Below are 24,994 nucleotides of genomic sequence, written 5' to 3' on the forward strand. Positions count from 1 at the left end.
GTAGGGGCTGCCCGGGCGACCGGCGGCCCGCACCCGGCGATGCTCGATCCGTGCAGCGGGACGGACGGAGCGGGCGGACATGACCATCGTCAAGGTTGGCTATTCCGGCCGGCGCCCGGCCGCGTCCGCGGAGACGGTGGGACGGCCGTCACACACCGGTGAGCTGGGGGGACGTCCCGGGTCCGCTCATGCCGGCCCGCCGAGCCCCGCGAGAACGCCGTTGACCAGCACGGACGCCGCTGCCAGCCTCTGCGCGAGCGCCGACCGGCAGGACGTGCCCGTCGCCGGCCCCGCGCTCGGGGGAGGCGACGTGTCCGTGCCGCAGCACATCGAGCGGCCGATCCCCCCTGCGCGTGTGTCCGACCTGGTGCTCGTCGACCAGCACGAGGCGCAGGGCTGGCGCGTGCGTCGCGACGAGCGCCTGGACCAGCTCTTCGAGCGGCACTGCGACTGGATCTCCGACTACGGCCGGGCCGACCGGCTCGCGGTGGACTCCGACGAGCTGTCGCTGACCTACGCCGAGCTCGACGCGAGGGCCAACCGGCTCGCCCGCTACCTGCGCCTGCGCGGGGCCGGTGGCGGGGACCGGATCGCGCTGCTGTTCGACTCGGCCGCCCACTCCTACGTCGCGATGCTCGCCGTGCTCAAGATCGGGGCGACCTACGTCCCGCTCGACGTCGCGTCGTCCACCGGGCGCCTCGCCTACATCGTCGAGGACTCCCGGGCGCACACGGTGCTGTCGATGTCGCGGGTGGCCGGACGCGTGCCGCAGATCGAGCTGCTGACCGCGAGCGGCGCCGACCTGGTCCACGTCGACCTGCTCGAGCGGCTGCTGGAGGAGATGAACCCCGGCCGGCTCCTCGACGCCGACCGCGGCACCCGGGAGAACCCGCTCGCCTACATCAGCTACGCGTCGGTCTCCGGGCGGCCGGAGGGCGTCGCGATCGACCACGCGAGCATCTGCAACTTCGTCAAGGTCGCCGCCGAGATCTACCGCTTCCGCCCCACCGACCGCGTCTACCAGGGGATGGCGATCGCGTTCGACTTCTCCGTCGAGGAGATCTGGGTGCCGTGGGTCAGCGGCGCGACGCTGGTGCCCCGCCCGGCCGGGCCCGCCCTGCTCGGCGACGACCTCGGGACCTTCCTCGCCGACCGGCGCGTCACGGCGCTGTGCACCGTCCCGGAGGTCCTCGACACGATCGGCGAGGACCTGCCCGGCCTGCGGTTCCTGCTGATGTGCGGAAAGGACGCCCCCGCGGAGACGATCGCCCGCTGGCACCGGCCCGGGCGCCGGTTCCTCAACGTCTACGGCCCGACCGAGGCCACCGTGACCGCGACCTGGTCCGAGCTCCGGCCGGACCGGCCGGCGACGATCGGGATCCCGCTGCCCACCTACAGCACCGTGGTCCTCGACGTCGGCGATCCGTACCGCGCGCTGCCGCACGGGCACGTCGGCGAGATCGGGATCGCCGGCATCGGCCTGGCCTGCGGCTACCTCAACCACGACGACCTCACCGATCAGGTCTTCGTCCGCGACTTCCTCGGCATCCCCGGCAACCCCTCCGGGCGGATCTACCGGACCGGCGACCTGGGCGTGGTCAACGCCGACGGCGAGCTGGAGTACCGCGGACGGGTCGACGGACGGACGCAGACCCGCGACGACCGCGTCGAGCCCGCGCTGACGACGCCGCTGCCGGTCGTGCCGGCCGCAGCACTCGCACCCGCGCCGGTCGCCGTCGCGCCCACGACCGAGGCCGCGCTGGGCGAGGTCCTCGCCGACGTCCTCGACATGACCCGGGTGCCGCCCGAGCAGCACTTCTTCGACGACCTCGGCGCGGACTCGATGGTGATGGCCCGCTTCTGCGCGCGGGCCCGCAGGCACCCGGGCCTGCCGCCGGTGTCGATGAAGGACGTCTACCGGTACCCGTCGGTGCGGGCGCTGGCCTCGGCCCTGGCCGACGACGGCTCCAGCCCGGCCGAGCGCAGCCTGCTCGAGGTGCTCGGCGAGGTGCTGGGCACGCCGGTCACGGCCGACGCGCACTTCTTCGACGACCTCGGTGCGGACTCGATGACGATGGCCCGGTTCTGCGCGCGGCTGCGCAAGCGGGTCGACCTCCCGCCGGTGTCGATGAAGGACGTCTACGCACACTCGACGATCCGGGGCCTGGCCACCGCGCTCGCCGGCCCCGGCTCCGCGACCGCATCGACGGCGGGCCCCGCGGCGTCGGCACCGGCGGTCCCGCTCGATCTGCCGGAACCGGTCGGCACGCCCCGGTTCGTCCTCTGTGGAGCCCTGCAGCTGCTGTTCTACCTCGGGTACTCCGCGCTCGCCGCGGTCCTGGCCCTGCGCGGCTACGAGTGGGTCTCCGCCGGCGTCGGCCTGTTGGACCAGTACCTGCGTGCGCTCGCCGCCGGGGTCGTGGGCTTCACCGGCGTGTGCGCCCTGCCGATCGCGCTCAAGTGGGCGCTGGTCGGGCGGTGGGCACCCGCCCGGATCCGCGTCTGGAGCATGTCCTACCTGCGCTTCTGGATCGTGCGGACGCTGGTCCGGTCGAACCCGCTGGTGCTGTTCCTCGGTTCGCCGATCTACACGTTCTACCTGCGGGCGCTCGGCGCGGACGTCGGCCGCGGGGTCGCGATCTTCTCCAGGAACGTGCCCGTGTGCACCGACCTGCTGACGGTCGGCGACGGCACCGTGATCCGCAAGGACTCCTTCGTCTCGTGCTACCGGGCACACGACGGCGTCATCGAGATCGGCGCGGTCACCCTCGGCGCGGACGTGGTCGTCGGGGAGAAGACGGTGCTCGACATCGGCACCGCGATGGGCGACGGCGCCCTGCTCGGACACACCTCGTCGCTGCAGACCGGGCAGGCGGTGCCGGCCGGGCAGAGCTGGCACGGCTCGCCCGCGCAGCACACCGACAGTGACTACCGCTCGCTCGTCCCGGAGCCGTGCGGGACGCCGCGCCGGGTCCTCTACGCGGTCGTGCAGCTGGTCAACCTGCTGGTCGTCTCGCTGCCGCTGGTGCTGGGCGGGGTGGCGCTGGCGCTCACCGAGGTCCCGCAGCTCGCGGCGCTCCTGGACCGGACCGCACCCGCGTTCACCAGCACCGCGTTCTACACCGAGGCACTGCTCGCCTCCGCCGTGCTGTTCTTCGGCGGCGCGCTGCTGACGTTCCTGCTCATGGTCACCGTCCCCCGCGTGCTCGCCCCGACCCTCACCCCGGACCGGACCTACCGCCTCTACGGCTTCCACTACTGGGCGCACCGGCTGATCGCGAAGATGACGAACCGCAAGTTCTTCACCGAGCTGTTCGGCGACAGCTCGTTCATCACCGGCTACCTGGGCGCCATCGGCTACAGGCTGTCCCCGGTCGTGCAGACCGGCTCCAACTTCGGCATGGCGGTGCAGCACGAGAGCCCGTTCCTGAGCTCGGTGGGCCACGCGACCGTCGTCGCCGACGGGTTGTCGATCGTCAACGCCGACTTCTCGGCCTCGTCGTTCCGGGTGTCACCGACGTCGATCGGGGCGGACAACTTCCTCGGCAACCACATCGCCTACCCCTCGCAGGGCCGCACCGGCGACAACTGCCTGCTCGCGACGAAGGTGATGGTTCCGATCGACGGGCCGGTGCGGACCGGGGTCGGCCTGCTCGGCTCGCCCAGCTTCGAGATCCCGCGCTCGGTCGACCGCGACACCGGCTTCGACCTGCCCCCGGACGAGATGCGGCGCCGGCTGGCCGGCAAGAACCGGCACAACGCCGTCACGATCGCGCTGCGGCTGGTCGTCCGGTGGATGCACCTGTTCGGAATCCTGCTGATCGCCTCCGGCGCGTCCGACCTCGCCGCGACCTACGGCGCGGCGGCCTACGCGGCGATCCCGGTCGCGACGCTGGCGTTCACCGTCGTCTACTACGTGGCCGTCGAGCGGGCCGTCGACGTGCTGCAGACCCTGGCCCCGGACGGCTGCTCGATCTACGACCCGGTGTTCTGGCGCCACGAGCGTGCCTGGAAGGTGCCGTCGGAGACCTACTTCAAGACCTTCGACGGCACCCCGTTCAAGACCGTGCTCTGGCGCCTGCTCGGGGTCCGGATCGGGCGCCGGGTCTTCGACGACGGCTGCTTCCTCACCGAGCGCTCGTTCACCGCGATCGGCGACGGCGCCACCCTCAACGCGGGGACGATCGTCCAGTGCCACTCCCAGGAGGACGGCGCCTTCAAGTCCGACCGCACCACGATCGGCGCCGGCGTCACGCTCGGGGTCGGGGCGTTCGTGCACTACGGCGTGACGATCGGTAATGCCGCGGTGCTGGCCGCCGACTCCTTCCTGATGAAAGGCGAGGACGTTCCGTCGGGCACGTCCTGGGGCGGGAACCCCGCCGGTGAGCTCGCGGTACCCACACACGACGCGGGGGCCCGCCACGCCGCGGCGTGACGGGACGCGCAGAAGCGAGGAGGACGACGATGGCGACGCCGGCAGAGGTCGACCGCGCGTACTGGCGCGAGGTGCTCACCGCGGGTGGGTCGACCGCGATCCCACGCTGGACGCTCACCCCGAGGCCCGGTGTGGCCGAGCACGCGACACGCCTGCCCCCGATGTCGGAGTCGCCGGAGTCCGGGGCCGCGGAGTCGGCGCTGCTGGCCGCGCACGCCGCCGTGCTCGCGGCACTGTCCGGCGAGCGCGAGGTGGTCACCGGCTACGTGACCGGCGGGCAGGTGCTGCCCTGCCGGCTCGTCGCCGGGCCGGGGCCGTGGCGCGAGCTGCTCCAGGACGCCCACCGGGTCGGGTCGGAGCTGCTGGCCCACTCCGACGTCGACATCGAGGCCCTGGCCCGCGAGCTCGACGTGGCGGCATGGCCGTTCGAGACGGAGTTCGACCCGACCGGCGACGGCGGCGACCTCGCCGCGACGACCGTGCTCCGGTTCGGCGTCACCCCGAGCGACGACGGGCCCGTGCTGCGCCTGCGCTACCGGACCGACGTGCTCGACGCCGACGCCGCCACCCGGATCGCCGGCTACCACCTCACCGCCCTCGCGCAGATCGCCGCGGACCCCGACGCACCGCGCGACGGGCAGGGCCTGCTCTCCCCCGACGAGCTGCGGTTCCAGATCGACGGGCTCGCCGGGCCGCGCCGGGAGCTGCCCGACGCCCGCTTCCACGAGCTGTTCGAGCAGCGGGCCGCCGCGCACCCGGACGCGGTCGCGGTGGTGCACGGCGACGACTCCTGGACCTACCGGGAGCTCAACGCCCGGGCGAACCGCATCGGACGGGCGCTGCTCGCCCGGGGCCTCGCCCCCGAGGACGCCGTCGCGGTGGTGACCGAGCGGAACCTGGACTGGGCGGCGTCGGTCGTCGCGGTCCTCAAGGCGGGCGGGGCCTACCTGCCGATCGAGCCGCACTTCCCGGCCGACCGGATCGCGACGACGCTGTCGCAGGCCGGGTGCCGCCTGGTGCTGACCGAGACCGGCAGCACGGACACCCTCGACGCGGCACTGCAGGAGCTGCCCGGGACCCGGGCACTGCTCGTCGGCGACGCCTGCCGCGAGGCCCACGACGACACCGACCTGGGGCTGGAGATCGGCCCGGACCGGCTCGCCTACATCTACTTCACCTCCGGCTCCACCGGCCGCCCCAAGGGCGCGATGTGCGAGCACGCGGGCATGGTCAACCACCTCTACGCCAAGATCGACGACCTGGGGATCGGCGAGGGCCAGGTCGTCGCCCAAACCGCCCCGCAGTGCTTCGACATCTCGCTGTGGCAGCTGGTGTCCGCGCTGCTGGTGGGCGGGCGGACCGTCATCGTCGAGCAGGAGCGGATCCTCGATGTCGCGCGGTTCGTCGACCGGATCGCCGAGCGTCGCGTCAACGTCCTGCAGCTGGTGCCGTCCTACCTCGAGGTGGTGCTGTCCTACCTCGACGCCCACCCGCGGGAGCTGCCGGACCTGCACTGCGTCTCGACGACCGGGGAGGCGCTGAAGAAGGAGCTCACCACCCGCTGGTTCGCCGCCCGGCCCGGCATCCGGCTGGCGAACGCCTACGGCCTGACCGAGACCTCCGACGACACCAACCACGAGGTCATGGACCGGGCGCCGGACCGCGACCGGGTCCCGCTCGGCCCGCCGGTGAACAACGTGCACCTCTACGTCGTCGACGAGAACCTGGCGCCGGTGCCGCTCGGGGCGCCCGGCGAGATCGTCTTCTCCGGGGTGTGTGTCGGCCGCGGCTACGTCAACGACCCGGAGCGCACCCGGGCGGCGTTCACGGCCGACCCGCACCGCCCGGGCGAGCGGCTCTACCGCAGCGGCGACCACGGCCGCTGGCTGCCCGAGGGCAAGCTGGAGTTCCTCGGCCGCCGCGACACCCAGGTGAAGATCCGCGGCTTCCGGATCGAGATCGGCGAGATCGAGAACACGCTGCTGCGGGTCCCCGGCGTCCGCGACGGCGCCGTGGTCGTCGCCGAGCGGGCCGACCGCAGCCGGCACCTGGTCGCCTTCTACTCGGGCCCGGAGACGATCGACGTCGACGTCCTGCGCGAGCGCCTCGGCGCGTCGCTGCCGGTCTACATGGTCCCGGCCGCGTTCCACTTCCGTGAGGCTCTGCCGCTCACGGCCAACGGCAAGATCGACACCAAGGCCCTGACCGCGCTCGCCGCGGACCTCGGCACCGCCGAGACCGGCCACACGGCCCCGGGCACGCCCACCGAGGTGCGGCTGGCGACCGCCTTCGCGACCGTGCTCGGCGTCGGGGCCGACGAGATCGGCCGTGAGGACCACTTCTTCGACCGGGGCGGCTCGTCGCTCTCGGCGGTGAAGCTGGCGATCGCGATGGAGCGGATCGTCTCGCTCAAGGACATCACCGCGCACCCGGTCCTGGCCGACCTCGCCGCGCTCGTCGACAGCCGCTCCGCAAGCACCACCGAACAGCTCGAGAGGACACCGTGATGACATCCCCCTCCGCCGCTTCACTGCTCGACGTGGACCTCGTCCCCGGGCGGCCGCCGATGCTCTCCGCCGACTCGATCCGCGGCCTGGGCTGGGACGAGTACCGCGCCGGGGTGCGGGCCGTCGTCGCCCGGTACGGGTCGGTGCTGGTCCGCGGCCTGGGGCTGCGCGACGCCGCCGACGTCACCGACGTCTTCCGCGGGCTGGCCGACTCGCTGATGATCGAGCGGGAGGCGTTCGCGTCCCGGGAGGTCTACGCCGAGGGCGTCTACTCGTCCTCGACGTGGCCGGCCAACCAGCCGATGTGCATGCACCACGAGCTCAGCTACGCCCTCGACGTCCCCGGCATGATGATGTTCGCCTGCCTGCAGGCGCCGGCGGGCGGCGGCGCGACCGGCGTCGCCGACGCCGCGACCGTCCTCGAGGCGCTGCCGCCGGCGCTGGTGGACCGCTTCGAGCGGGAGGGCTGGCTCCTGACCCGCAGCTACAACGACGAGATCGGCGCGACCGTCGCCGAGGCGTTCGGCACCGACGACCGGGGCGCGGTGGAGGCCTACTGCCGCGCGAACGCGATCGACTTCGCCTGGCAGCCCGACGGCGGGCTGCGCACGTCGCAGCGGCGCGGCGCGGTGGTCCGGCACCCGCTCACCGGGCGGCGCTGCTGGTTCAACCAGATCGCGTTCCTCAACGAGGCGACGATGGCGCCCGAGGTCCGCGAGTACCTCGTGGAGGTCTACGGCCAGGACGGGCTGCCGTTCACCACGCGCTTCGGCAACGGCGACCCGATCGGCGACGACGTGGTGCAGCTGCTGACCGACGTCTACGAGGCCAACACCGTTCGCGAGCCCTGGCAGGCCGGCGACCTGCTGCTCGTCGACAACATCGCCACCGCGCACAGCCGCGAGGCCTTCACCGGCGACCGCGAGGTCCTCGTCGCGATGGCCGACCCGATCCGGACGGTGGTCTGAGATGACGACGACCGAACCGACCGCCCCGCTCGCCCCGCCGCCGTTCTCGGTGATCTCCGGGGCCCAGGTGCGGGCCGCCCTGCAGGGACGCGAGAAGCAGATCGTCGACCTCGTCGAGGCCACCTACCGGCTGCACGGCGCCGGGGACTCGGTGAACCCGCCGTCGTACTTCCTGAAGTTCCCCGACCGGCCCACCTCCCGGATCATCGCGCTGCCCGCCTCGATCGGCGGCGACGTCCGGGTGGACGGCCTGAAGTGGATCTCCAGCTTCCCGGGCAACGTGGCGTCCGGGATCCCGCGTGCCTCGGCCGTGCTGATCCTCAACGACCACGACACCGGCTACCCGTTCGCGGTCCTGGAGAGCTCGATCATCAGCGCGACCCGGACGGCGGCGTCGGCGGCGCTGGCCGCGGACCGGCTCAGCCGCGGCCGGGCCCGGCCGGTCCGCGTCGGGTTCGTCGGGACGGGCCTGATCGCCCGCTACATCCACACGTTCCTGGCCGGGACCGGGTTCTCCTTCGACGAGATCGGCGTGCACGACCTGTCCGCCGACAGCGCCGCCGGGTTCGGCGGCTACCTGCGCGGGACCGACACGACGGCCCGGGTCACCGTGCACGACAGCGCCGAGTCGCTGATCCGCTCGTCCGACCTGGTCGTGTTCGCCACCGTCGCGGCCACCCCGCACGTCACCGAGACGGCGTGGTTCGACCACCACCCGCTGGTGCTGCACGTGTCGCTGCGCGACCTGGCGCCGGAGATCCTGCTGGAGTCGGCAAATTTCGTCGACGACGTCGAGCACTGTCTCAAGGCCGAGACGTCGCCGCACCTGGTCGAGCAGCGGACCGGCAACCGGGACTTCCTGGACGGGACGCTGGACGACGTGATGTCCGGGCGGGTCACGGTGCCTGCGGACCGGACCGTGGTGTTCTCACCGTTCGGCCTCGGCGTCCTGGACCTGGCCGTGGGGAAGTACGTCTACGACGAGACGGCCCGGTCCGGGGCCCTGCACGTCGTCGACGACTTCTTCCACGAACGCCGCCGCTACGGCTGATCGCCCGCGTCCCGCCGGTGCGCGCCGGTGCGCCAGCTGGTGACCCGGTCCTCGTGCCGGCGGTTCCCGGCCGCGGCCCGGACCCCGGCCAGCTGCTCGGGTGTGGCGACGCCGCGGGACACCGCGGACTCCGCATCGCCCAGAGCCCGCGCGGCGGCCGCGTCGTCGGGGTGCGGGTAGACCGTCGGCAGGTAGCCCGGCTCGGCGTCGACGTCGGTGTGCCGTTCCCTGTTGTACGGGTTCTGCGACGGCAGGCGGCCGGTGAACCGGCCGTAGGCGCCCGCCGTCAGCAGGACCACGCCGGCGACCAGCGAGATCGCCGACAGCAGCCCGTTGGAGTTCAGGCCCAGGACCGGCGCGCCGTCGGTGGTGAACAACGGCAGCCGGTTCACGAACCCGAGCACCCCGAAGACCCCCACCGCGACGCCGAGGACGACGGCGCTGATCCGGTGCAACGCGTTGAGCCGTGACGGCGAGTCCATCCACCGGCCCTGCGCCGGAGCGGCCGGGGGACGGGGCGTGCTCACGACGACCGGCCCGGCCGGGACCGGGAGGCGCGGGCGCGGTGCCACACCGACGACGCGAGCACCCGCCAGCCGCCCTTGTCGACGACGACGTGCCGGCTGGCGAACACCAGGGCGCCGAGGCGGCTGGTCCGGCCGGGGTCGAGGCTCAGGACACGGCCCCGCGGGCCGTGCAGCTCCGCCGTCAGCCCCGCCGCGGACAGCTCACGGGCCAGTGGCCCGCTCGCCGTCCCGCCGGCGGCGGCCAGGAGCAGGTCCGGCCGCTCGGCGCGGACGTGCAGGTCCTGGCCGGAGCCGGTGACGTGCGCCGTCGTACCGCGACCGGGGCCGGCGTCCACGCTGATCGTCAGGTCGGCGTCGACGCTCCAGCCGGCCGGCCCGGCGGTCACGCCGCGCCGTTGCCGTTACCGGCGGGCTTGGTGACCGAGCCGGTGTTGTCGTTGTCGCTGGTGCGCACGCGGACGGTGCCGTGCATCTTCCAGGTCGCGCGGGGCGAGTCCGGGCCGGTCGTCTTGGGGACCTCGACCGAGAGGTTGTCGAAGGCGTACTCGACGACGGCACCCTTGCCGGTCAGGTAGCTCCACAGCTCGTGGCCGAACTCGCGGATGTCGGTGGTGCCGGTGGTGGTCTGTCCGGTGCTGCTGGTCATGAAGGGTCCCTTCCGGGGCACTGGCGGGTACTGCGTTGCATGTGCTCCCCGGGGGCCAGGGGGTGATCGGCGATCCGGCGCACACCTCCGGTGCGGCCCGTCGCCGTCTCCCCTCCACGGTGGCACGGACCGTGCGGAACGGCGCACTGAAACCGCTGCGCGTACCGTCGGAGGCGTCGGGACCTCTCCGTACGCGGGCGACCGAGCTCCGTCGTTCCCGACTTCCGCCCAGTCCGGGACGCACGGCGCCCCGAGGACCGAGGACACCGGCATGACGTCGGCACCCCAGCACGACACCCTGGAATCCACCGCCGTGGAGTCCGACACCGGACCGATCTGCGAGTCGTGCCCGCACCCGTGGGCCGACCACGACGCGATCGGCCGCCGCTTCTGCTCGGCCTCGAACGCCTCCGCCCGGACCGACCGGGGCTGCGTCTGCAAGGTCTGACCGTGCGGGACGTGCAGGTCAGTCGTCCTGCTCGACCGTGACGGTGCCCGCGGGCCGGGCGCCGTCGCAGCGCAGCGCCACCGAGACGTCGATGTCATCGCCCTCGAGCTTCACCGTGCGCCCGCGGTCGTCGTCGCCGGCCTCGTACCCCTGGGCGGGGTTCACCGACACCACCGACGGGACCCCGTCCACGCAGCGCACGAGCACCGTCCCGGCCGGTCCGGCGGGCACCACGCCCGGTGTGCCCTGCTGCGGGGCAGCGGGCGGTGCGCTCGGCGGTGCCGGGGCGGCGAGCGCCAGACGGGCCTCGATCTCCCCGGAGCTCAGCGGCGGTGACGACGCCCCGCCGGTCAGGCCGCTGGAGATCGACCCGACGGCGGAGAGGCCGAGCAGCAGCGCACCGGCCGCGGCGGCGACCCACAGGGCCAGCAGCACCCCGGTACGGGCGGATCGGCGCGACATGGGCCCAGCATGCGCCCGTGCCGGGTTAAAGCGGGGCTAAGCGAGCCCCAAGATCGCCCCGCGTCGCCGCGGACCCGCGCCCGCGTGGCCTACGGTCCTGCAGGTGGCGCAGGTTCTGATCATCGAGGACGACCCCGCGATCCGGGGTGCACTGATCCGCGGTCTGGGCGAGCGCGGGCACGCCGTCGACTCGGCGCCGACCGCGATGGCCGGCCTGGAGGGCGCCGTCGGCAACCGCCCCGACGTCGTGGTGCTCGACCTCGGCCTGCCCGACCTCGACGGCACCGCGATGCTGAAGATGCTGCGCGGCGTCTCCCGGGTGCCGGTGATCGTCGCGACGGCCCGCGACGACGAGGCCGAGATCGTCGCCGTTCTCGACGCCGGTGCGGACGACTACCTGGTCAAGCCGTTCGGGGCCGCCCAGCTCGACGCCCGGATCCGGGCCGTGCTGCGCCGCGCCGTCGAGGCCGAGCCGGACCCGGCCGTCGTCGTCGGGGACCTGCGGATCGACACGCGGGGGCGGCAGGTCACACTCGCCGGCGCCGCGGTCGAGCTGACCCCGCGCGAGTTCGACCTGCTGCACTACCTGGCCTCGCGGGAGGGGCAGGTGGTGAGCAAGCGGGAACTGGTCACCGAGGTCTGGCAGCAGCCCTACGGCGGCGCCGACAAGACCGTCGACGTGCACCTGTCGTGGCTGCGCCGCAAGCTCGGCGAGACCGCGCAGAACGCCCGCTACCTGCACTCGGTGCGCGGGGTCGGGGTGCGGTTGAGCGCACCCACGGGGGGATAGGGCCGTGCGTCGCCGGATACTCACCCTGGTCGGGGCGATGATGCTGCTCGTCCTGGTCGCGTTCGCGGTGCCGCTGGCCCTGCTGGTGCGCACGGTCGCGATCGACCGGGCCGTCGGCACCGCCACCGCCGAGGCGCAGTCGCTGACGCCGCTGGTCGCCACCGCCGACCGGGCCGCACTGAACCTGAGCGTCGCGCAGGTGGACGCGACGACGGTCGCCGACGTCACCCTGTACCTCCCCGACGGCGGGGTGCTCGGCACCCCGGCCCCGCGGACCCCGCTGGTCGAGCTCGGTGCCCGCGGGACGAGCGCGTCCACCGACGTCGCCGGCGGGAGGGAGATCGTGTTCGCGGTCCGCGACTCCGCCGGGGCGGGCGGCGCGATCCGGATCCTGGTGCCCGACGCGGAGCTGACCCGCGGCGTCGGACGGTCCTGGCTCCTGCTGGCCGGGCTGTCGCTGCTGCTGCTCGCCGGCGGGCTGCTGCTGGCCGACCGGCTGGCCCGCTCGCTGGTCGACGCCACGACCGACCTCGCGGAGGTGTCCGACCGGCTGGCCCGCGGCGAGCTGGCCGCCCGCGCCGACGCCGCCGCCCCGGCCGAGCTGGGGATCGTGGCCGGGGCGCTGAACGGGCTCGCGGGACGGATCTCGGAGCTGCTGCGCGAGGAGCGGGAGAACGTCGCCGACCTCGCGCACCGGGTGCGCACGCCGCTGACCGCGCTGCGCCTGGACGCCGAGTCGTTGCGGGACCCGGCCGACGCGGCCCGGATCTCCGAGGGCGTCGACGGGGTGCAGCGCGCGGTGACGGGCGCGATCGAGCATGCGCGCCGGCGCGGCACCGACGCCGCGACCTGCGACGCCGCGGCCGTCGTCTCCGACCGCGTCGCGTTCTGGGCGGTGCTGGCCGAGGACACCGAGCGGGAGGTGCGGGTGGACGTGGCCGACGGGCCGCTGCCGGTCGCGATCGGCAAGGGCGACCTGGAGGCCTGTGTGGACGCGCTGCTGGGCAACGTGTTCGCCCACACCCCCGACGGGACCGCGTTCGCCGTGTCGCTGGTGGCGCGCCGTGAGGGCGGAGCGCGGCTGGTCGTCGCCGACTCGGGGCCCGGCCTGCCGGCCGGGGCCGCGGCCGCCGAGCGGGGCGTCAGCGGGGGCGGGTCGACCGGCCTGGGCCTGGACATCGCCCGTCGCACGGCCGACCAGGCCTCCGGCGCGCTCACGCTGGACCGGCCACCCGAGGGCGGTCTGCGGGTGGTGCTGGACCTCGGCGCCCCGCAGCGTCCCGAGTCCTAAGACGGCGTTAGGGATCATGCAGCGCGACGTTGAGGCGGCGGGCGGCACTGTCATCGGTGTCAGCAGGAACCGACAGACACCGACTCCCTCGGAGGACATCATGGCCGCCCGCTCCCTCACCCTCGCCGCCGTCGCCACCGCCGGACTGCTCGCCCTCGGCGGCGGCACCGCCCTCGCCCTCGGCGCCGGTTCGGAGACCCCCGCGACGCCGGTCTCGCTCACCGCCGCCGGCACCACCCCGGCCGACGGGACCGCGCCCGGCGCCCCGGCCCCCGGCGCCGCTCCCGCGATCGACCGCGCCACCGCCGAGCGGATCGCCCTCGAGCGTGTCGGCGGCGGCCGGATCACCGACTCCACCGAGCTCGACGACGACGATGACGACCGCCGGGTCTGGGAGGTCGAGGTCACGAACGGCACCGCCGAGCACGACGTCGACGTCGACTCGGCCACCGGCGCCGTCGTCGACCACGACACCGACGACCTCCGCGACGGCGACGACCGCGACGACAACGACGACCGCGACGACGACCGGGCCGACGACTGACCCTCCCCCGGCCCAGCGAGCGGCACTCCCGTCGGAACCTTTCCGGCGGGAGTGCCGCTGGTTCAGCCGGCGCCGGGCCCGGGCGGGCCTGCACACGTGCAGCGAGCGGCACCCTCGTCGGAACCTTTCCGACGGGGGTGCCGCTCGTTCAGGCGGAGTCGGCGGCGGTGAGGGCTGCGCTGCGCAGGATGGCAGCGGCGGGCAGGGTGGCGGCGGTGGGCGGGGTGGCGGCCGTGAGCAGCTCGTCCAGGGTCCGGGCCACCGTCACACGGCCGGTCCGGCCGGAGACCGTCCACCCGCCCGGGATCGCCCGGACCGCGGAGTCCCCGCGGGCCGCGTTGACCGCCCGCGCCACCGCCGCCCGTCGTCGCGGCCCGGCGACCCGGGCACCGTCCGGGTCCGGCGGCGGGCCGCCGCAGCCTCCGCACATCAGCCGCATCCCGTCGGGCGACCGGCCGTCACGTGCGGGGCCGGCGGGCCAGGAAGTCCCGGGCGATGCCGTCGAACGTGGACCAGCGGACGCCGTCGTGGGCGTTGATGTGCTCGATCAGACGCTCCAGCATCAGCAGCACCTGCGGCCGTCCGGAGACGTCCGGGTGGATCGTGATCGTGAAGACGGCGTAGTCGGACTCCCGGTACACCCAGTCGAACTGGTCGCGCCACATCTCCTCGATGTGGCGCGGGTTCACGAAACCGTGCGAGTTCGGGCTGGTCTTGATGAACATCATCGGCGGCAGGTCGTCGAGGTACCAGCTGGCCGGGATCTCGACGAGGTCGGTCTCCTCGCCGCGGACCAGGGGCTTCATCCACTCCCGGGCCGGCTTGTCGTAGTCGATCGGGGTCCAGGAGTCGCCGACCCGGACGTAGTAGGGCTCGAAGTCGCGGTGCATCAGCGAGTGGTCGTAGGTGATGCCGCGTTCGAGCAGCAGCTCGTTGGTGACCCGGGAGAACTCCCACCACGGCGCGACGTAGCCGGTGGGTCGCGCCCCGGCCCGGTCGGTGATCAGGTCGATGCAGTGGTCGAGGATGTCCGACTCCTGCTGCCGGGACATCGCGATCGGGTTCTCGTGCGAGTACCCGTGCACCCCGATCTCGTGCCCGGACGCGACGACGGCGTCGAACTCCGACGGGAACGTCTCGATCGAGTGACCGGGCCAGAACCAGGTCGCGGGCAGGTCGTAGCGGGCCAGCAGCCGGTTCAGCCGCGGCACCCCGACCTCCCCGGCGAACACGCCGCGCGAGATGTCACCCGGCGAGTCCTCCCCGCCGTAGGACCCCAGCCACCCACCGACGGCGTCGACGTCGATGCCGAACGCCACGAAAATCTCCTTGGCCATGCTGCGCGACCCTAGGCCCCGCCGGCCGCCCCGTCAGCCGCCGCGAGCGCGGTGGCCCGCAGCATCCGGACGTCCTCGGGGCGTGCGGTGACGTCGAGCAGGTGGTCGAGGGTGTGGCAGACGCAGATGTGGCCGGAGACCGTCGACACCGTCCAGCCGAACTCGAAGGCGCGGACGTGGACGCCCCGGCTGACCTCGTTCACCGCCCGGGCGACCGCGGTGCGCCGTCGCAGGCCGAGGACCCGCAGCTCGTCCGGATCGACCGGGGCCGGGGGCCGCGGCGGGCGCGGGATCCCGCCCCACGGGTCGGCCGTCATCTCACCGCCCCGGCCAGGACGGACCGGTAGGACGGCCGTCCCCCGGCCGGCTCCGCCGCGAGCAGTGCGTGCACGACGGCGCGGGTCACGACGTCCGCGGCCGCGGCGTGCAGGGCGAACGTCGCGGTCAGGTCCGGGGCCGGGCGGGTGCCGGTGGCCAGGGTGAACGCGACGTCGCCGTCCATCACGGTGTGCACCGGCCGGATCGCCCGCGCCAGCCCGTCGTGGGCCATCGTCGCCATCCGCCCGCAGCCCGCCTTGTCCAGGGTGGCGTCGGTGGCCACGAGCACCAGCGACGTCGCGGTCCCGGCGCTCGTCGAACCGGCGTGCGCGGCCGCGGCGGCGAGCAGCGCCTCCGCACCGCCCGGACCGGGCACCGGGACGTGGCCGAACTCGCCGGGCAGACCGGACCGGACGCCGAGCAGCTCACCGGTCGCAGCGTCCACCCCGGACCCGACGGCGTTGACCACCACCAGTGCGGACACGGTGTAGCCCGCGTCGATCACCACGCTCGCCGTCCCGACCCCGCCCTTGAGCCCTCCGGCCACGGCACCGGTGCCCGCGCCGCTCACCCCCTGATCGACGGCGCCGTCCGAGGCCGCGTCGTAGGCCGCGGCCCCCAGGTCCGCGCCGGGACGCGCCGTGAAGTCGCCCCCGCGGCCGAGGTCGAACAGCACCGCCGACGGCACGATCGGCACCACGCCGCCCGGGACCGCGAACCCCTCGCCGTCGCGCTCGCAGCGGGCCATCACCCCCGTCGCGGCGTCCAGGCCGTACGCGCTGCCCCCGCTGAGGACGATCGCGTGCACCCGGTCGACGGTCGCGGACGGGGAGAGCAGGTCGGTCTCCCGGGTGCCCGGGGCGGCGCCGCGCACGTCCGCGCCGCCGGTGGCGCCACCCGGCGGGGACAGGACGACGGTGGTGCCGCTCAGGGCACCGGGTCCGTCCAGCGCGGCCTGCCCGACCCGCAGTCCGGCCACGTCGGTCAGGCAGTTCCGCTCGCCGGCACGCATGGGCCCATCGTCGCACCGCGCGAGCGGCCCCGGGAAACGGAACGGGCCGGCCCCGCGAGGGGCCGGCCCGTTCCGAAACGGACGTGCCGTGGCTCAGCTACGCGCCCGCTTGATGATCAGGAACACGGCGACGAGCGCCGCGACCGCACCCAGCACCGGGCCGAGGCGCTTGAGCACCGGGGCACCGGCCGAGTCGAGCAGGTCGATGGCCTCGACCGGGTTGCTCTGCGGGGCCGGCTTGCGCGGGCCGGTGGAGGTCGGCGTCGTGGTCGCCGGGGTCACCGGCTGCCCACCCGGCGGCGGCGGGACGGCCGGGATCGGCGACGTCTCGTCGGCGGCGTGCTTCGGGCCGGAGCCGTTGGCCTCACCGGAGTTCAGCTTGTCGGCCAGGCAGGACGAGAACTGGCCGATGATCTTGTCCGCGACGTCGGAGATGACGCCCCGGCCGAACTGCGCCGGACGTCCGGTGACGGTCATGTCGGTGACCATCGTGACGTCGGTCTTGTCCGGGCCCGCGGCCACCATCGAGCCGGTGACCTTGGCCTTCGCGGTGCCGTTGCCACGGGCGTCGCGGCCACTGGCGTCGATGACGACCTTGTGGTTCGCGTCGTCCCGGTCGATGTAGGTGCCCTTGCCCTTGTAGGTGAGCGAGATCGGGCCGAGCTTGACCTTCACCGTGCCGGTGAACGAGTCGTCCTCGTACTCGGTGAGCGTCGCGCCCGGGAAGCAGGGGGCCACCGTCTCCGGGTTGTTCAGGGCCGCCCACGCCTCCTCGATGGGCGCGGCGATCGTGAACTTGTTCTCCAGCTGCATCTGTTACTGCCTCCTCGTCGGGGCGGAAAGGGTCGAAAACGAGTGGGCGCCCGCCCGGGAGACCCCGGACGGGCGCCCAACCCGTCTACTCGAGAACTCTCAGCCGACGGCCGTCAGGACCGCACGACCGGTGAGCACCTTCGCCAGGTGCTCACGGTAGTCGGCTGCGGCATCCGCGTCACTCGGTGCGTGTGTGCCCTCGGTGACGTGCTCGGCCGCCGCCTTGGCGACGTCCTTGCCCGCGGTCTGGCCGACGAGCGCCTGCTCGACACCGGTCGCCCGGATCGGGGTGGCGCCCATGTTGGTGAGCCCGACCCGCGCCTCCGAGATCGTGCCGCCGTCCACCTTCAGCGCGACGGCGATGGCGACCATCGACCACGCCTGGGCGGTGCGGTTGAACTTCTCGTAGTGCGTCTTCCAGCCGGTGTACTTCGGGAACCGGACCTGGGTGAGGATCTCGCCCTCGCCGATCGCGGTGGTGAAGTAGTCGGTGAAGAACTCCGAGGCCGGCACCAGCCGGGTGCCCTCGGCGCCCAGGATGACGAACTCGGCGTCCAGCGCCAGGGCGGCCGCCCCGAGGTCACCGGCCGGGTCGGCGTGCGCGAGCGCGCCGCCCAGGGTGCCGCGGTGACGCACCTGAGGGTCGGCCACCGTCTCGGTGGCCTGGCCCAGGAGCGAGACGTGCGTGCGGACCAGGTCGTCGCGCATCACGTCGTGGTGCGCGGCCATCGCGCCGATCGCGATCCGGTCCCCGTCCTCGGAGATCCGGCGCAGCTCCGGGATGCCGCCGAGGTCGATGACGACGCTCGGTGCGGCCATCCGCAGCCGCAGTACCGGGAGCAGGCTCTGTCCACCGGCGAGGATCTTGGCGTCCTCGCCCCCGTCACGCAGTGCGGTGACGGCTTCCTCGACCGACGTCGGCCGGACGTAGTCGAACTTGGCCGGGATCACTGGACCTCTCCCTTGGGGTTGTTCGGGTCGATCGAACCGAGGCCGGCACCCGGCGAGTGGGTGTCGCTCGGGGTCTCCATCGGGTTGCCGCCCTTGGCGACCTGCAGAGCGCGCCACACGCGCTGCGACGTCGTCGGCATCTCGATCTCCTTGACACCGAGGTGACGGATCGCGTCGAGCACGCCGTTGACGATCGCCGGGGTGGAGGCGATCGTGCCGGCCTCGCCGACACCCTTCACACCGAGCTTGTTCGACGTCGCCGCGGTGGACACGGTCTCCGTGGTGAAGCTCGGGAGGTCCGACGCCGCCGGGATCGTGTAGTCGACGAACGTGGCGTTGACCAGGGTGCCCTGGTCGTCGTAGTTCGCCTCCTCGAACAGGGCCTGCGCGATGCCCTGGGCGAGACCGCCGTGCACCTGGCCCTCGACGATCAACGGGTTGATCACGTTGCCGATGTCGTCGACGCAGACGTAGTTGCGCAGCTTCACGCGACCGGTGTCGGTGTCGACCTCCATCGCGGCGAGGTGCGTGCCGTGCGGGTAGGAGAAGTTCTCCGGGTCGAACACGGCGTCGGAGTCCAGCGAGGGCTCCATGTCCTCCGGGTAGTCGTGCGCCATGAACGCGGCGAACGCGATCTCCTGGATGGCCTTGCCCTTGTCGGTGCCCTTGACCGTGAAGGTGCCGTTGGCGAACTCCAGGTCGTCCTCGGACGCCTCGAGCAGGTGCGCGGCGATCTTCTTGGCCTTGGCGACGACCTTCTCCGCGGCGTTGACGATCGCGATGCCGCCGACGACCAGGGACCGGGAGCCGTAGGTGTCGAGGCCCTTCGGCGAGACCTGGGTGTCGCCGTGCAGGATCTCGACGTCCTCGAACGGCACGCCGAGCTGGTCGGCGACGATCTGCGAGAACGCGGTCTCGTGGCCCTGCCCGTGCGCGGACGCACCGGTGATGACCTCGACCTTGCCGGTCGCCAGCATCCGGATGCTGGCGGCCTCCCAGCCGCCGGCGCCGTAGGACAGCGAGCCCAGGACGCGGGACGGGGCCAGGCCGCACATCTCGGTGAACGTCGAGATGCCGATGCCCAGCTGGACCGGGTCGTTGTTGCGCTTGCGCTCCTCCTGCTCACGACGCAGGCCGGCGTAGTCGAACAGCTCCATCGCACGGGCGGTGGCCTGCTCGTAGTTGCCGGTGTCGTAGGTCAGGCCCACGACGGTGGTGAACGGGAACTCCTCGTGGGTGATCCAGTTCTGCTCGCGCAGCTCCATCGGGTCCCGGCCGAGCTCGACCGCGAGCTCGTCCATCATCCGCTCGATGCCGAAGGTGGCCTCCGGGCGTCCGGCGCCGCGGTAGGCGTCGGTCAGCACCTTGTTCGTGAAGACGTTGGAGCACGTGAACTTCAGCGCCGGGATCTTGTAGATCGCGTTGAACATGAACGCGCCGAGGATCGGGACACCGGGGCCGACGAGGCCCAGGTAGGAGCCCATGTCCGCGAACAGGTGCACGTCCAGGCCGGTGATCGTGCCGTCCTTCTTGGCGGTGATCGTCAGGTCCTGGATCTGGTCCCGGCTGTGGTGCGCGGTGAGCATCGACTCCGAGCGCGTCTCGGTCCACTTGACCGGCTTGCCCAGCTTCTGCGCGATGAGCACGCAGAGCATCTCCTCGGGCAGGACGCCGATCTTGCCGCCGAAACCGCCGCCGACGTCGGGGGCGATCACGCGGAGCTTGGACTCCGGGATGCCGAGCGTCACGGTGGTCATCGTGCGCAGGATGTGCGGCACCTGGGTGGCCGACCAGATGGTGATCTGCTCACCGGTCGGGTCCACCACGCAGGAGCGGGGCTCCATGAACGCGGGGATCAGGCGCTGCTGGCGGAAGCGGCGCTTGACGACGATCGAGTCCGGGTCCGCCTCGGCGGTCTTGATGGCCTCGTCGACGCTCGCGCCGGTGCCGGCCTCGCCGGAGTCGAAGACCCAGGTCGCGGAGACGTTGGTGCCCAGGTCGGGGTGCACCAGGTCGGCGCCGTCCTTCGACGCCGCCTCCATGTCCAGGATCGCGTCCTGCGGGTCGTAGTCGACCTCGACGAGCTCGGCGGCGTCCTTGGCCTCGGCCAGGGACCGGGCGACGACGACGGCGACGCCCTCACCGGAGAAGCTGACCCGGCCGATGCCGAGCACTGGGCGCTGCGGGGCCTTCTGGTCCGGGGTGATCGGCCACGCGCAGGGCATGCCGACGGCCTCGGCGCCCAGGTCGGCGGCGGTGTAGACGCCGTACACGCCCGGGGCCTTCTCTGCCTCGGACTTGTCGATCGAGGTGATCGTGGCGCGGGCCAGCGTGGAGCGCACGACCGCGATGTGCAGCGTGCCGGGCGGGGTGATCGAGTCGGTGTAGCGGGAGCGACCGGCGATCAGCCGCGCGTCCTCCTTGCGGACGCGGGCCTTGCCGATCTCGGTGGTGGTGGGTTCGGCGGTCGTCGTCAACTCAGTTACCTCCACCGGCGACCGGGGCGCTCTGCGCCACGGCACCGGGCTTCATGTTCTTCGCCGCGCTCTGGACCGACCGCACGATGTTCTGGTAACCGGTGCAACGGCAGAGGTTGCCCTCGATGCCCTCGCGGACCTCGTGCTCGGTCGGGTCGGGGTTGTCCCCGAGCAGGTCGACCGCAGCCATGATCATTCCGGGCGTGCAGTAGCCGCACTGCAGACCGTGGCACTCGCGGAAGGCCTCCTGGACCGGGTGCAGCTGCCCGTCGCGGGCCAGCCCCTCGATCGTGGTGACCTCTCCCCCGTCGGCCTGGACGGCCAGGACGGAGCAGGACTTCACGCTGCGTCCGTTCAGGTGGACGGTGCATGCTCCGCAGTTGCTGGTGTCGCAGCCGATCAGTGTCCCCGTCTTGCCCAGGGTCTCCCTGAGGTACTGCGCGAGCAACAACCGGGGCTCGACCTCGTCGGCGTAGTTCACGCCGTCGACGGTGACCCTGACCTGTGTCATGAAATCTCACTCCTCGTCCGCGACCACGCGCTGGTGGCCGCGCGGGATCTACCGGGGACCACCGAGGCTGCGCCGCCGCGGGAGGCGGTGGCGCGCCTCGGCGCCGCACACGTCCGGGGTGGCGGCGCCCACATCACACTCCCGATCATCCTGCGTTGCAAGGTCGCGTATCCGCAGGTCCGCGGCATGAGCCGCGTTGTCCCGCGCAAACCACGAGGCCGCTTCCGATCACCTTCCGCAGGCGCGGGCAACCGATCCCCCCGCATGCCGCACACGCGGAACGGAGACACAACAGAGACCACCCGTTCGGACCAGCCCACACGGAGTGGTCAGGTCTTGACAACATAGGTGAGGCTTACTTCTGCTTCGGCGCGGTTCCGGGTCCGGTGGGACGCAGCGGTGCGGTCGTCCGGCGCCGCAGCGCCCCCCACCACAGCCCTGCGCCGTAGGCCAGGTCGTCCAGACGGTGGGCGACGAGGAACCCGACCGGCCCGGGGCGCGCGGCCGGGTCGCGGTCGCGGTGGACCCACCAGTCGGCGATCCCCTCGGCCAGCGCGGCGGCGGCCACGGCGCGACGGGCCCGCGAGGAGAAGGGCAGCGCGAGCGCGACGACCGGCCAGAAGTGCCGGGTCAGCGCCGATCCCACCTGCCACACCGCGCCCGACAGGCCGAGCGCGGTCAGCCGCGCCGCCGAGAGCCGCGGACGGTCCAGCCGGGTGAGCTTGCGGGAGAGCCGCTCGGTCGCCACCGCCGTGACGACGGCGGCGCCGGCCACCGACCAGCGACGCTGCAGCAGGAGCAGCACGCACACCGCCGCCGACCACGGCGAGAGCACGACCGGCGGGACGGCCCCGGGGTGGCGCTGTGCGAGCGGGGCGGCGCCGGTGCCGTAGAAGGCCTTGCGCGCCAGCCACTCCGACGGGTCGGTGCGATGGTCGTGGGCGACCCGGGCGGTGGGTTCGTAGCGCATCCGCCAGCCCGCGGCGTGCAGCCGCAGCACCAGGTCGACGTCCTCGGCGACGTGCATCCCTTCGTCGAACGCGATGCGCTCCCGTCCGTCGGCACCACTCCCGCTGACGGCGTCGACGCGCACCAGCATCGCCGCGCTCGGGACATAGGCGACCCGCGAGCGCGGGACGATCAGCGCCGGGTCCGGGCCGAGGTCCAACGAGGACCGGACGGCCTCGTAGCGCGCGATCGCGCCGCGCGCCCCGCCCCCGTCGGAGACCGGTCCGAGCGCGACGATCCGCGGGGCCACCATCGCCACCGCCGGGTCGGCCGCGTGCGCGAGCAGGGGCGCGAGCCAGCCCGGCTCGGGCACGACGTCGGAGTCGAGGAACACGACGAACGGTGTCCGCGCCGCCGCCACCCCGGCGTTGCGGGCCGCGGCCGGGCCGCGCGGGCGCTCGTGGCGTACGACCGTCCCGCCGGCGGCCACCACACCCGCGGCGACGGTGCCCGGGTCGTCCGACCCGTCGTCGACGACGACGAGACCGCCCACGTTCGCCGGCAGCGTCGCCAGCAGACGGAGCAACGACCGGTCCTTGACCGGCACGACGACGGTGACGTCCTCGGCGCCCGGGACCTCCTCCCCCTCTTTCCCGGCGTCGGGGAACACGGGGTGCGCCAGGCCGGAGTCGAGCAGGCGGCGGGCGAGCGCACGCGTCGTCGGGTCGGTGACGGTCAGGGCGGTGCGCGGCCCGGCCGGGAGCAGGTCGCGAGCGGTGGGGCTCAGGTGCACCAGCCGCGGCGGGGCGCCCCCGAGCAGCGCCTCGCCGCCGTCGATCCGGCGGGCGCGGCGGTCCAGGACGACCCGGAACCCGTCGGGCAGGCGGAGGTCGTGCGGTCCGTCGGCCGCGGCGGGGGGAGCCATCCCCTTCAGCGTCGCATTCCCGGTTGCCCCGGCGGGGGCCGGACTCGTCACACTCACCCTCGTGACCGAGACCCCGGAGTCCCTCCTGCCCCGTTACGGCGCGGGGACGCTGTCCGACGTGCTCCCGGCCCTGCTCACCTCGCTGGGTACCGGTATCGGTACCGACGTCGGCGCGTTCGGCCTCCCGCCGTCGCGGGCGGCGGGGCTCCTGCTGATCGACGGCCTCGGCCACGAGCTGCTCGCCGCGCACGCCGCGGACGCGCCGGTGCTGGCCGCGATGGCCGACGCCGGGCCGTTGACGGTGGGGTTCCCGTCCAGCACGCCGATCAGCCTGACCTCGCTCGGCACCGGGCTGCCGCCGGGGGCGCACGGGACGCTGGGCGTGCGGTTCCGGGTCGAGGACACCCTGCTCGACGCGCTGAGCTGGAGGGACGGCGGGACCGACCTGCGCGAGCGCCTGGTGCCCGAGCGGGTCCAGCCGGAGCCGACCCTGTTCGAGCGCGCCGCGGCCGCCGGGGTGGAGGTCACCGTCGTGTCCGGCCGGGAGTTCCGGACGTCCGGGCTCACCCGTTCCGGCCTGCGCGGCGGGACCTACCGGGGCGTGCACGCGCTCGGTGACCTGGCGACCGCGTTCCTGGACGGCCTGACCGGCCCGGGCCCGCGACTGGCCTACGGCTACCACTCCGAGCTGGACCTGCTCGGCCACGTGCACGGCCCGGGCTCGGCTCCATGGCGATGGCAGCTGCGCCTGCTCGACCACCTGGTGGAGATGCTGCTCGACGGTCTCCCGGCCGGCGCGCTGCTGGCCGTCACCGGCGACCACGGGATGGTCGGACTGACCCGCGTCTACGACGCCGACGACGATGACGACGTGCTCCGCGACGGCGTCACGCTCCTCGGCGGGGACCCCCGGGCCCGGCAGATCTACACGAGCCCGGGCGCCGCCGACGAGGTCCTCGCCACCTGGCGGGAGACCCTCGGCGACGACGCGTGGGTGCTCCCCGGGCAGGAGGCGGTCGACCGGAACTGGTTCGGCCCCGTCACGTCCGGCATGCGGGACCGGGTCGGCGACGTGGTCGCGGCGATGCGCGGGACGGCGGGGGTCGTGCGGTCGGAGGCCGAACCGATGATGGCGGGCCTGCCCGGCCAGCACGGATCGTTCAGCACCGCCGAGCAGCTGGTGCCTCTCCTGGTGGCGTCGTCGCCCTGATCCGCCCACCCGTACGAGAGCCCCGTTCGTCCAGCCATCCGGTACGAACGGGGCTCTCGTACATCTCGGCGCCGGCCGGTGGCAGGGACTCTCAGGCCAGCCTGCCGGTCGACGCGTCCGGCTCCCAGCGACGGACGGCGTCGGCGACGGCCGTGACCGTCCCGTCGAGGAGTCGTCGTCCCTCGTCGGCGGAGGCGCCGGACGGGTCGCCGAGCACGCCGTTGGGGCTGACCGAGACCACGCCGCCGGTGCGCATCGGTTCCAGCAGGTCGCGCAGGCGGCCCGTCGCACCGGGCGCGGCGGCCCCGAGGCGGACCAGATGCGGGGTCAGGGCCAGCATCAGCGACGTCTCGATCCGCCCGGCGTGCGCGTCGAGCGGGATACCGGCCGTCACGGCGGGCGGTGGAATGCACGGGGTCCAGGCGACGTCGCGGCCCTCGTAGCGCAGGAGCGTCACGGCCTCGACCATCGTCGTGACGTTGCCGCCGTGCCCGTTGAGCAGGACCAGCCGCGACGCCCACCGGCACACCGACCGCCCGTACTCGACGAGCACCGCGCGCAGGGCCTCGTGCCCGAGCGAGACCGTCCCGGGGAAGCCCTCGTGCTCCCCCGCGGCGCCGTAGGCCAGGGCGGGCGCGAGCACCAGCGACGGGTCGCGGTCGTGCACGCCCGAGGCGACGGCCGAGGAGATCCGGACGTCGGTGTCGAGCGGCAGGTGCGGGCCGTGCTGTTCGACCGACCCCACCGGGACGACGAGCGTGCGTGCCGCGGCCCCGGAGGCCGGGTCGAGATCGGTCCAGGTCAGGTCGCCGAGGAGCACGCC

At 73.6% G+C, this 24,994-nt stretch carries 23 protein-coding genes; 9 read left to right on the forward strand and 14 right to left on the reverse strand.

Translation table 11 applies throughout. The features are described 5' to 3' along the window. Window positions 1-310: 310 nt before the first annotated feature. Genes EV383_RS27310 through sbnB form a run of 4 tightly spaced genes read left to right on the forward strand, consistent with a single transcriptional unit; the run spans window position 311 to window position 8,961 of the window. A complete protein-coding gene (locus EV383_RS27310) occupies window positions 311-4,435 on the forward strand; it encodes a Pls/PosA family non-ribosomal peptide synthetase (protein WP_242623337.1) in 4,125 nt (1,374 codons plus the stop codon). Between the two features lie 29 nt (window positions 4,436-4,464). Continuing rightward, the gene (locus EV383_RS27315) at window positions 4,465-6,942 is read left to right on the forward strand and encodes a non-ribosomal peptide synthetase (RefSeq protein ID WP_130292582.1); all 2,478 of its coding nucleotides are present in this window, start codon (window positions 4,465-4,467) and stop codon (window positions 6,940-6,942) included. Then, the gene (locus EV383_RS27320; RefSeq protein WP_130292583.1) at window positions 6,942-7,910 is read left to right on the forward strand and encodes a TauD/TfdA family dioxygenase; all 969 of its coding nucleotides are present in this window, start codon (window positions 6,942-6,944) and stop codon (window positions 7,908-7,910) included. The genes EV383_RS27315 and EV383_RS27320 overlap by 1 nt, the downstream gene beginning before the upstream one ends. Before the next feature lies 1 nt (window position 7,911). After that, window positions 7,912-8,961, forward strand: a complete 1,050-nt coding sequence (sbnB, locus tag EV383_RS27325) for a 2,3-diaminopropionate biosynthesis protein SbnB (protein WP_130292584.1) — start codon at window positions 7,912-7,914, stop codon at window positions 8,959-8,961. Here sbnB and EV383_RS27330 read toward each other — a convergent pair. The 3 genes from EV383_RS27330 to EV383_RS27340 are packed head-to-tail and all read right to left on the reverse strand — an operon-like array spanning window position 8,952 to window position 10,134. Next, the gene (locus EV383_RS27330; RefSeq protein ID WP_130292585.1) at window positions 8,952-9,488 is read right to left on the reverse strand and encodes a hypothetical protein; all 537 of its coding nucleotides are present in this window, start codon (window positions 9,486-9,488) and stop codon (window positions 8,952-8,954) included. The genes sbnB and EV383_RS27330 overlap by 10 nt on opposite strands. Further along, window positions 9,485-9,874, reverse strand: a complete 390-nt coding sequence (locus EV383_RS27335; protein ID WP_130292586.1) for a hypothetical protein — start codon at window positions 9,872-9,874, stop codon at window positions 9,485-9,487. Before EV383_RS27335 ends, EV383_RS27330 begins: the two co-directional genes overlap by 4 nt. Continuing rightward, a complete protein-coding gene (locus EV383_RS27340) occupies window positions 9,871-10,134 on the reverse strand; it encodes a hypothetical protein (RefSeq protein WP_130292587.1) in 264 nt (87 codons plus the stop codon). The genes EV383_RS27335 and EV383_RS27340 overlap by 4 nt, the downstream gene beginning before the upstream one ends. Before the next feature lie 271 nt (window positions 10,135-10,405). On the opposite strand from EV383_RS27340, the gene EV383_RS31470 reads away from it, so the two are divergent. Further along, window positions 10,406-10,582 (forward strand): RGCVC family protein, encoded by a 177-nt coding sequence (locus tag EV383_RS31470; protein ID WP_165438176.1) that lies wholly within the window; start codon window positions 10,406-10,408, stop codon window positions 10,580-10,582. Between the two features lie 18 nt (window positions 10,583-10,600). On the opposite strand, the gene EV383_RS27345 is transcribed toward EV383_RS31470, so the two are convergent. Further along, a complete protein-coding gene (locus EV383_RS27345) occupies window positions 10,601-11,044 on the reverse strand; it encodes a hypothetical protein (RefSeq protein ID WP_130292588.1) in 444 nt (147 codons plus the stop codon). A 103-nt stretch (window positions 11,045-11,147) separates the two neighbouring features. Here EV383_RS27345 and EV383_RS27350 point away from each other — a divergent pair, with 103 nt between their 5' ends. The 3 genes from EV383_RS27350 (at window position 11,148) to EV383_RS27360 (ending at window position 13,669) form a co-directional block, all read left to right on the forward strand. After that, entirely contained in the window at window positions 11,148-11,834 is a 687-nt protein-coding gene (locus EV383_RS27350; protein ID WP_130292589.1) for a response regulator transcription factor, read from the forward strand. Between the two features lie 4 nt (window positions 11,835-11,838). Further along, a complete protein-coding gene (locus EV383_RS27355; protein ID WP_130292590.1) occupies window positions 11,839-13,125 on the forward strand; it encodes a sensor histidine kinase in 1,287 nt (428 codons plus the stop codon). Window positions 13,126-13,225: 100 nt separating this feature from the next. Next, a complete protein-coding gene (locus tag EV383_RS27360) occupies window positions 13,226-13,669 on the forward strand; it encodes a PepSY domain-containing protein (RefSeq protein ID WP_130292591.1) in 444 nt (147 codons plus the stop codon). 148 nt (window positions 13,670-13,817) lie between these two features. Here the strand turns inward: EV383_RS27360 and EV383_RS27365 are convergent, their stop codons facing one another. The 9 genes from EV383_RS27365 to mftF all read right to left on the reverse strand — a co-directional run bounded on the left by EV383_RS27365 (window position 13,818) and on the right by mftF (window position 22,961). After that, entirely contained in the window at window positions 13,818-14,099 is a 282-nt protein-coding gene (locus EV383_RS27365; protein WP_130292592.1) for a hypothetical protein, read from the reverse strand. A 28-nt stretch (window positions 14,100-14,127) separates the two neighbouring features. Next, window positions 14,128-15,006 (reverse strand): polysaccharide deacetylase family protein, encoded by an 879-nt coding sequence (locus EV383_RS27370; protein WP_130292593.1) that lies wholly within the window; start codon window positions 15,004-15,006, stop codon window positions 14,128-14,130. 11 nt (window positions 15,007-15,017) lie between these two features. After that, window positions 15,018-15,323, reverse strand: coding sequence for a hypothetical protein (locus EV383_RS27375; protein WP_130292594.1), 306 nt, complete (start codon window positions 15,321-15,323; stop codon window positions 15,018-15,020). Beyond that, the gene (locus EV383_RS27380; RefSeq protein WP_130292595.1) at window positions 15,320-16,336 is read right to left on the reverse strand and encodes a P1 family peptidase; all 1,017 of its coding nucleotides are present in this window, start codon (window positions 16,334-16,336) and stop codon (window positions 15,320-15,322) included. The genes EV383_RS27375 and EV383_RS27380 overlap by 4 nt, the downstream gene beginning before the upstream one ends. A gap of 93 nt (window positions 16,337-16,429) precedes the next feature. Next, window positions 16,430-17,149 carry an SRPBCC family protein gene (locus EV383_RS27385; RefSeq protein WP_130292596.1) on the reverse strand — a complete coding sequence of 240 codons (720 nt, stop codon included), beginning with the start codon at window positions 17,147-17,149 and terminating at the stop codon, window positions 16,430-16,432. 99 nt (window positions 17,150-17,248) lie between these two features. After that, window positions 17,249-18,100: an FAD binding domain-containing protein gene (locus EV383_RS27390; protein WP_130292597.1), complete on the reverse strand. Its 852-nt coding sequence runs from the start codon at window positions 18,098-18,100 to the stop codon at window positions 17,249-17,251. After that, window positions 18,097-20,577, reverse strand: a complete 2,481-nt coding sequence (locus tag EV383_RS27395) for a xanthine dehydrogenase family protein molybdopterin-binding subunit (RefSeq protein WP_130292598.1) — start codon at window positions 20,575-20,577, stop codon at window positions 18,097-18,099. The genes EV383_RS27390 and EV383_RS27395 overlap by 4 nt, the downstream gene beginning before the upstream one ends. A gap of 1 nt (window position 20,578) precedes the next feature. Then, window positions 20,579-21,088 (reverse strand): (2Fe-2S)-binding protein, encoded by a 510-nt coding sequence (locus EV383_RS27400; protein WP_130292599.1) that lies wholly within the window; start codon window positions 21,086-21,088, stop codon window positions 20,579-20,581. Between the two features lie 355 nt (window positions 21,089-21,443). Continuing rightward, window positions 21,444-22,961 carry a mycofactocin biosynthesis glycosyltransferase MftF gene (gene mftF, locus EV383_RS27405; protein WP_130292600.1) on the reverse strand — a complete coding sequence of 506 codons (1,518 nt, stop codon included), beginning with the start codon at window positions 22,959-22,961 and terminating at the stop codon, window positions 21,444-21,446. Window positions 22,962-23,022: 61 nt separating this feature from the next. Here mftF and EV383_RS27410 point away from each other — a divergent pair, with 61 nt between their 5' ends. Next, window positions 23,023-24,171 carry an alkaline phosphatase family protein gene (locus tag EV383_RS27410; RefSeq protein ID WP_130292601.1) on the forward strand — a complete coding sequence of 383 codons (1,149 nt, stop codon included), beginning with the start codon at window positions 23,023-23,025 and terminating at the stop codon, window positions 24,169-24,171. Between the two features lie 91 nt (window positions 24,172-24,262). Here the strand turns inward: EV383_RS27410 and mftE are convergent, their stop codons facing one another. Further along, window positions 24,263-24,991 carry a mycofactocin biosynthesis peptidyl-dipeptidase MftE gene (gene mftE / locus EV383_RS27415; protein ID WP_130292602.1) on the reverse strand — a complete coding sequence of 243 codons (729 nt, stop codon included), beginning with the start codon at window positions 24,989-24,991 and terminating at the stop codon, window positions 24,263-24,265. Window positions 24,992-24,994 lie beyond the last annotated feature (3 nt).

Source organism: Pseudonocardia sediminis, assembly GCF_004217185.1.
In the GTDB taxonomy this organism is placed as follows: Bacteria; Actinomycetota; Actinomycetes; order Mycobacteriales; family Pseudonocardiaceae; genus Pseudonocardia; species Pseudonocardia sediminis.

What these genes read in the sequence shown, in the direction of transcription:
- EV383_RS27375 (WP_130292594.1), bottom strand. Translation starts at nt 15,323, where the DNA reads ATGACGGCCGACCCGTGGGGCGGGATCCCGCGCCCGCCGCGGCCCCCG.
- EV383_RS27315 (WP_130292582.1), top strand. Translation starts at nt 4,465, where the DNA reads ATGGCGACGCCGGCAGAGGTCGACCGCGCGTACTGGCGCGAGGTGCTC.
- EV383_RS27380 (WP_130292595.1), bottom strand. Translation starts at nt 16,336, where the DNA reads ATGCGTGCCGGCGAGCGGAACTGCCTGACCGACGTGGCCGGACTGCGG.
- mftF (WP_130292600.1), bottom strand. Translation starts at nt 22,961, where the DNA reads ATGGCTCCCCCCGCCGCGGCCGACGGACCGCACGACCTCCGCCTGCCC.
- EV383_RS27385 (WP_130292596.1), bottom strand. Translation starts at nt 17,149, where the DNA reads ATGCAGCTGGAGAACAAGTTCACGATCGCCGCGCCCATCGAGGAGGCG.
- EV383_RS27360 (WP_130292591.1), top strand. Translation starts at nt 13,226, where the DNA reads ATGGCCGCCCGCTCCCTCACCCTCGCCGCCGTCGCCACCGCCGGACTG.
- EV383_RS31470 (WP_165438176.1), top strand. Translation starts at nt 10,406, where the DNA reads ATGACGTCGGCACCCCAGCACGACACCCTGGAATCCACCGCCGTGGAG.
- EV383_RS27345 (WP_130292588.1), bottom strand. Translation starts at nt 11,044, where the DNA reads ATGTCGCGCCGATCCGCCCGTACCGGGGTGCTGCTGGCCCTGTGGGTC.
- EV383_RS27365 (WP_130292592.1), bottom strand. Translation starts at nt 14,099, where the DNA reads ATGTGCGGAGGCTGCGGCGGCCCGCCGCCGGACCCGGACGGTGCCCGG.
- EV383_RS27400 (WP_130292599.1), bottom strand. Translation starts at nt 21,088, where the DNA reads ATGACACAGGTCAGGGTCACCGTCGACGGCGTGAACTACGCCGACGAG.
- EV383_RS27370 (WP_130292593.1), bottom strand. Translation starts at nt 15,006, where the DNA reads ATGGCCAAGGAGATTTTCGTGGCGTTCGGCATCGACGTCGACGCCGTC.
- sbnB (WP_130292584.1), top strand. Translation starts at nt 7,912, where the DNA reads ATGACGACGACCGAACCGACCGCCCCGCTCGCCCCGCCGCCGTTCTCG.
- EV383_RS27320 (WP_130292583.1), top strand. Translation starts at nt 6,942, where the DNA reads ATGACATCCCCCTCCGCCGCTTCACTGCTCGACGTGGACCTCGTCCCC.
- EV383_RS27340 (WP_130292587.1), bottom strand. Translation starts at nt 10,134, where the DNA reads ATGACCAGCAGCACCGGACAGACCACCACCGGCACCACCGACATCCGC.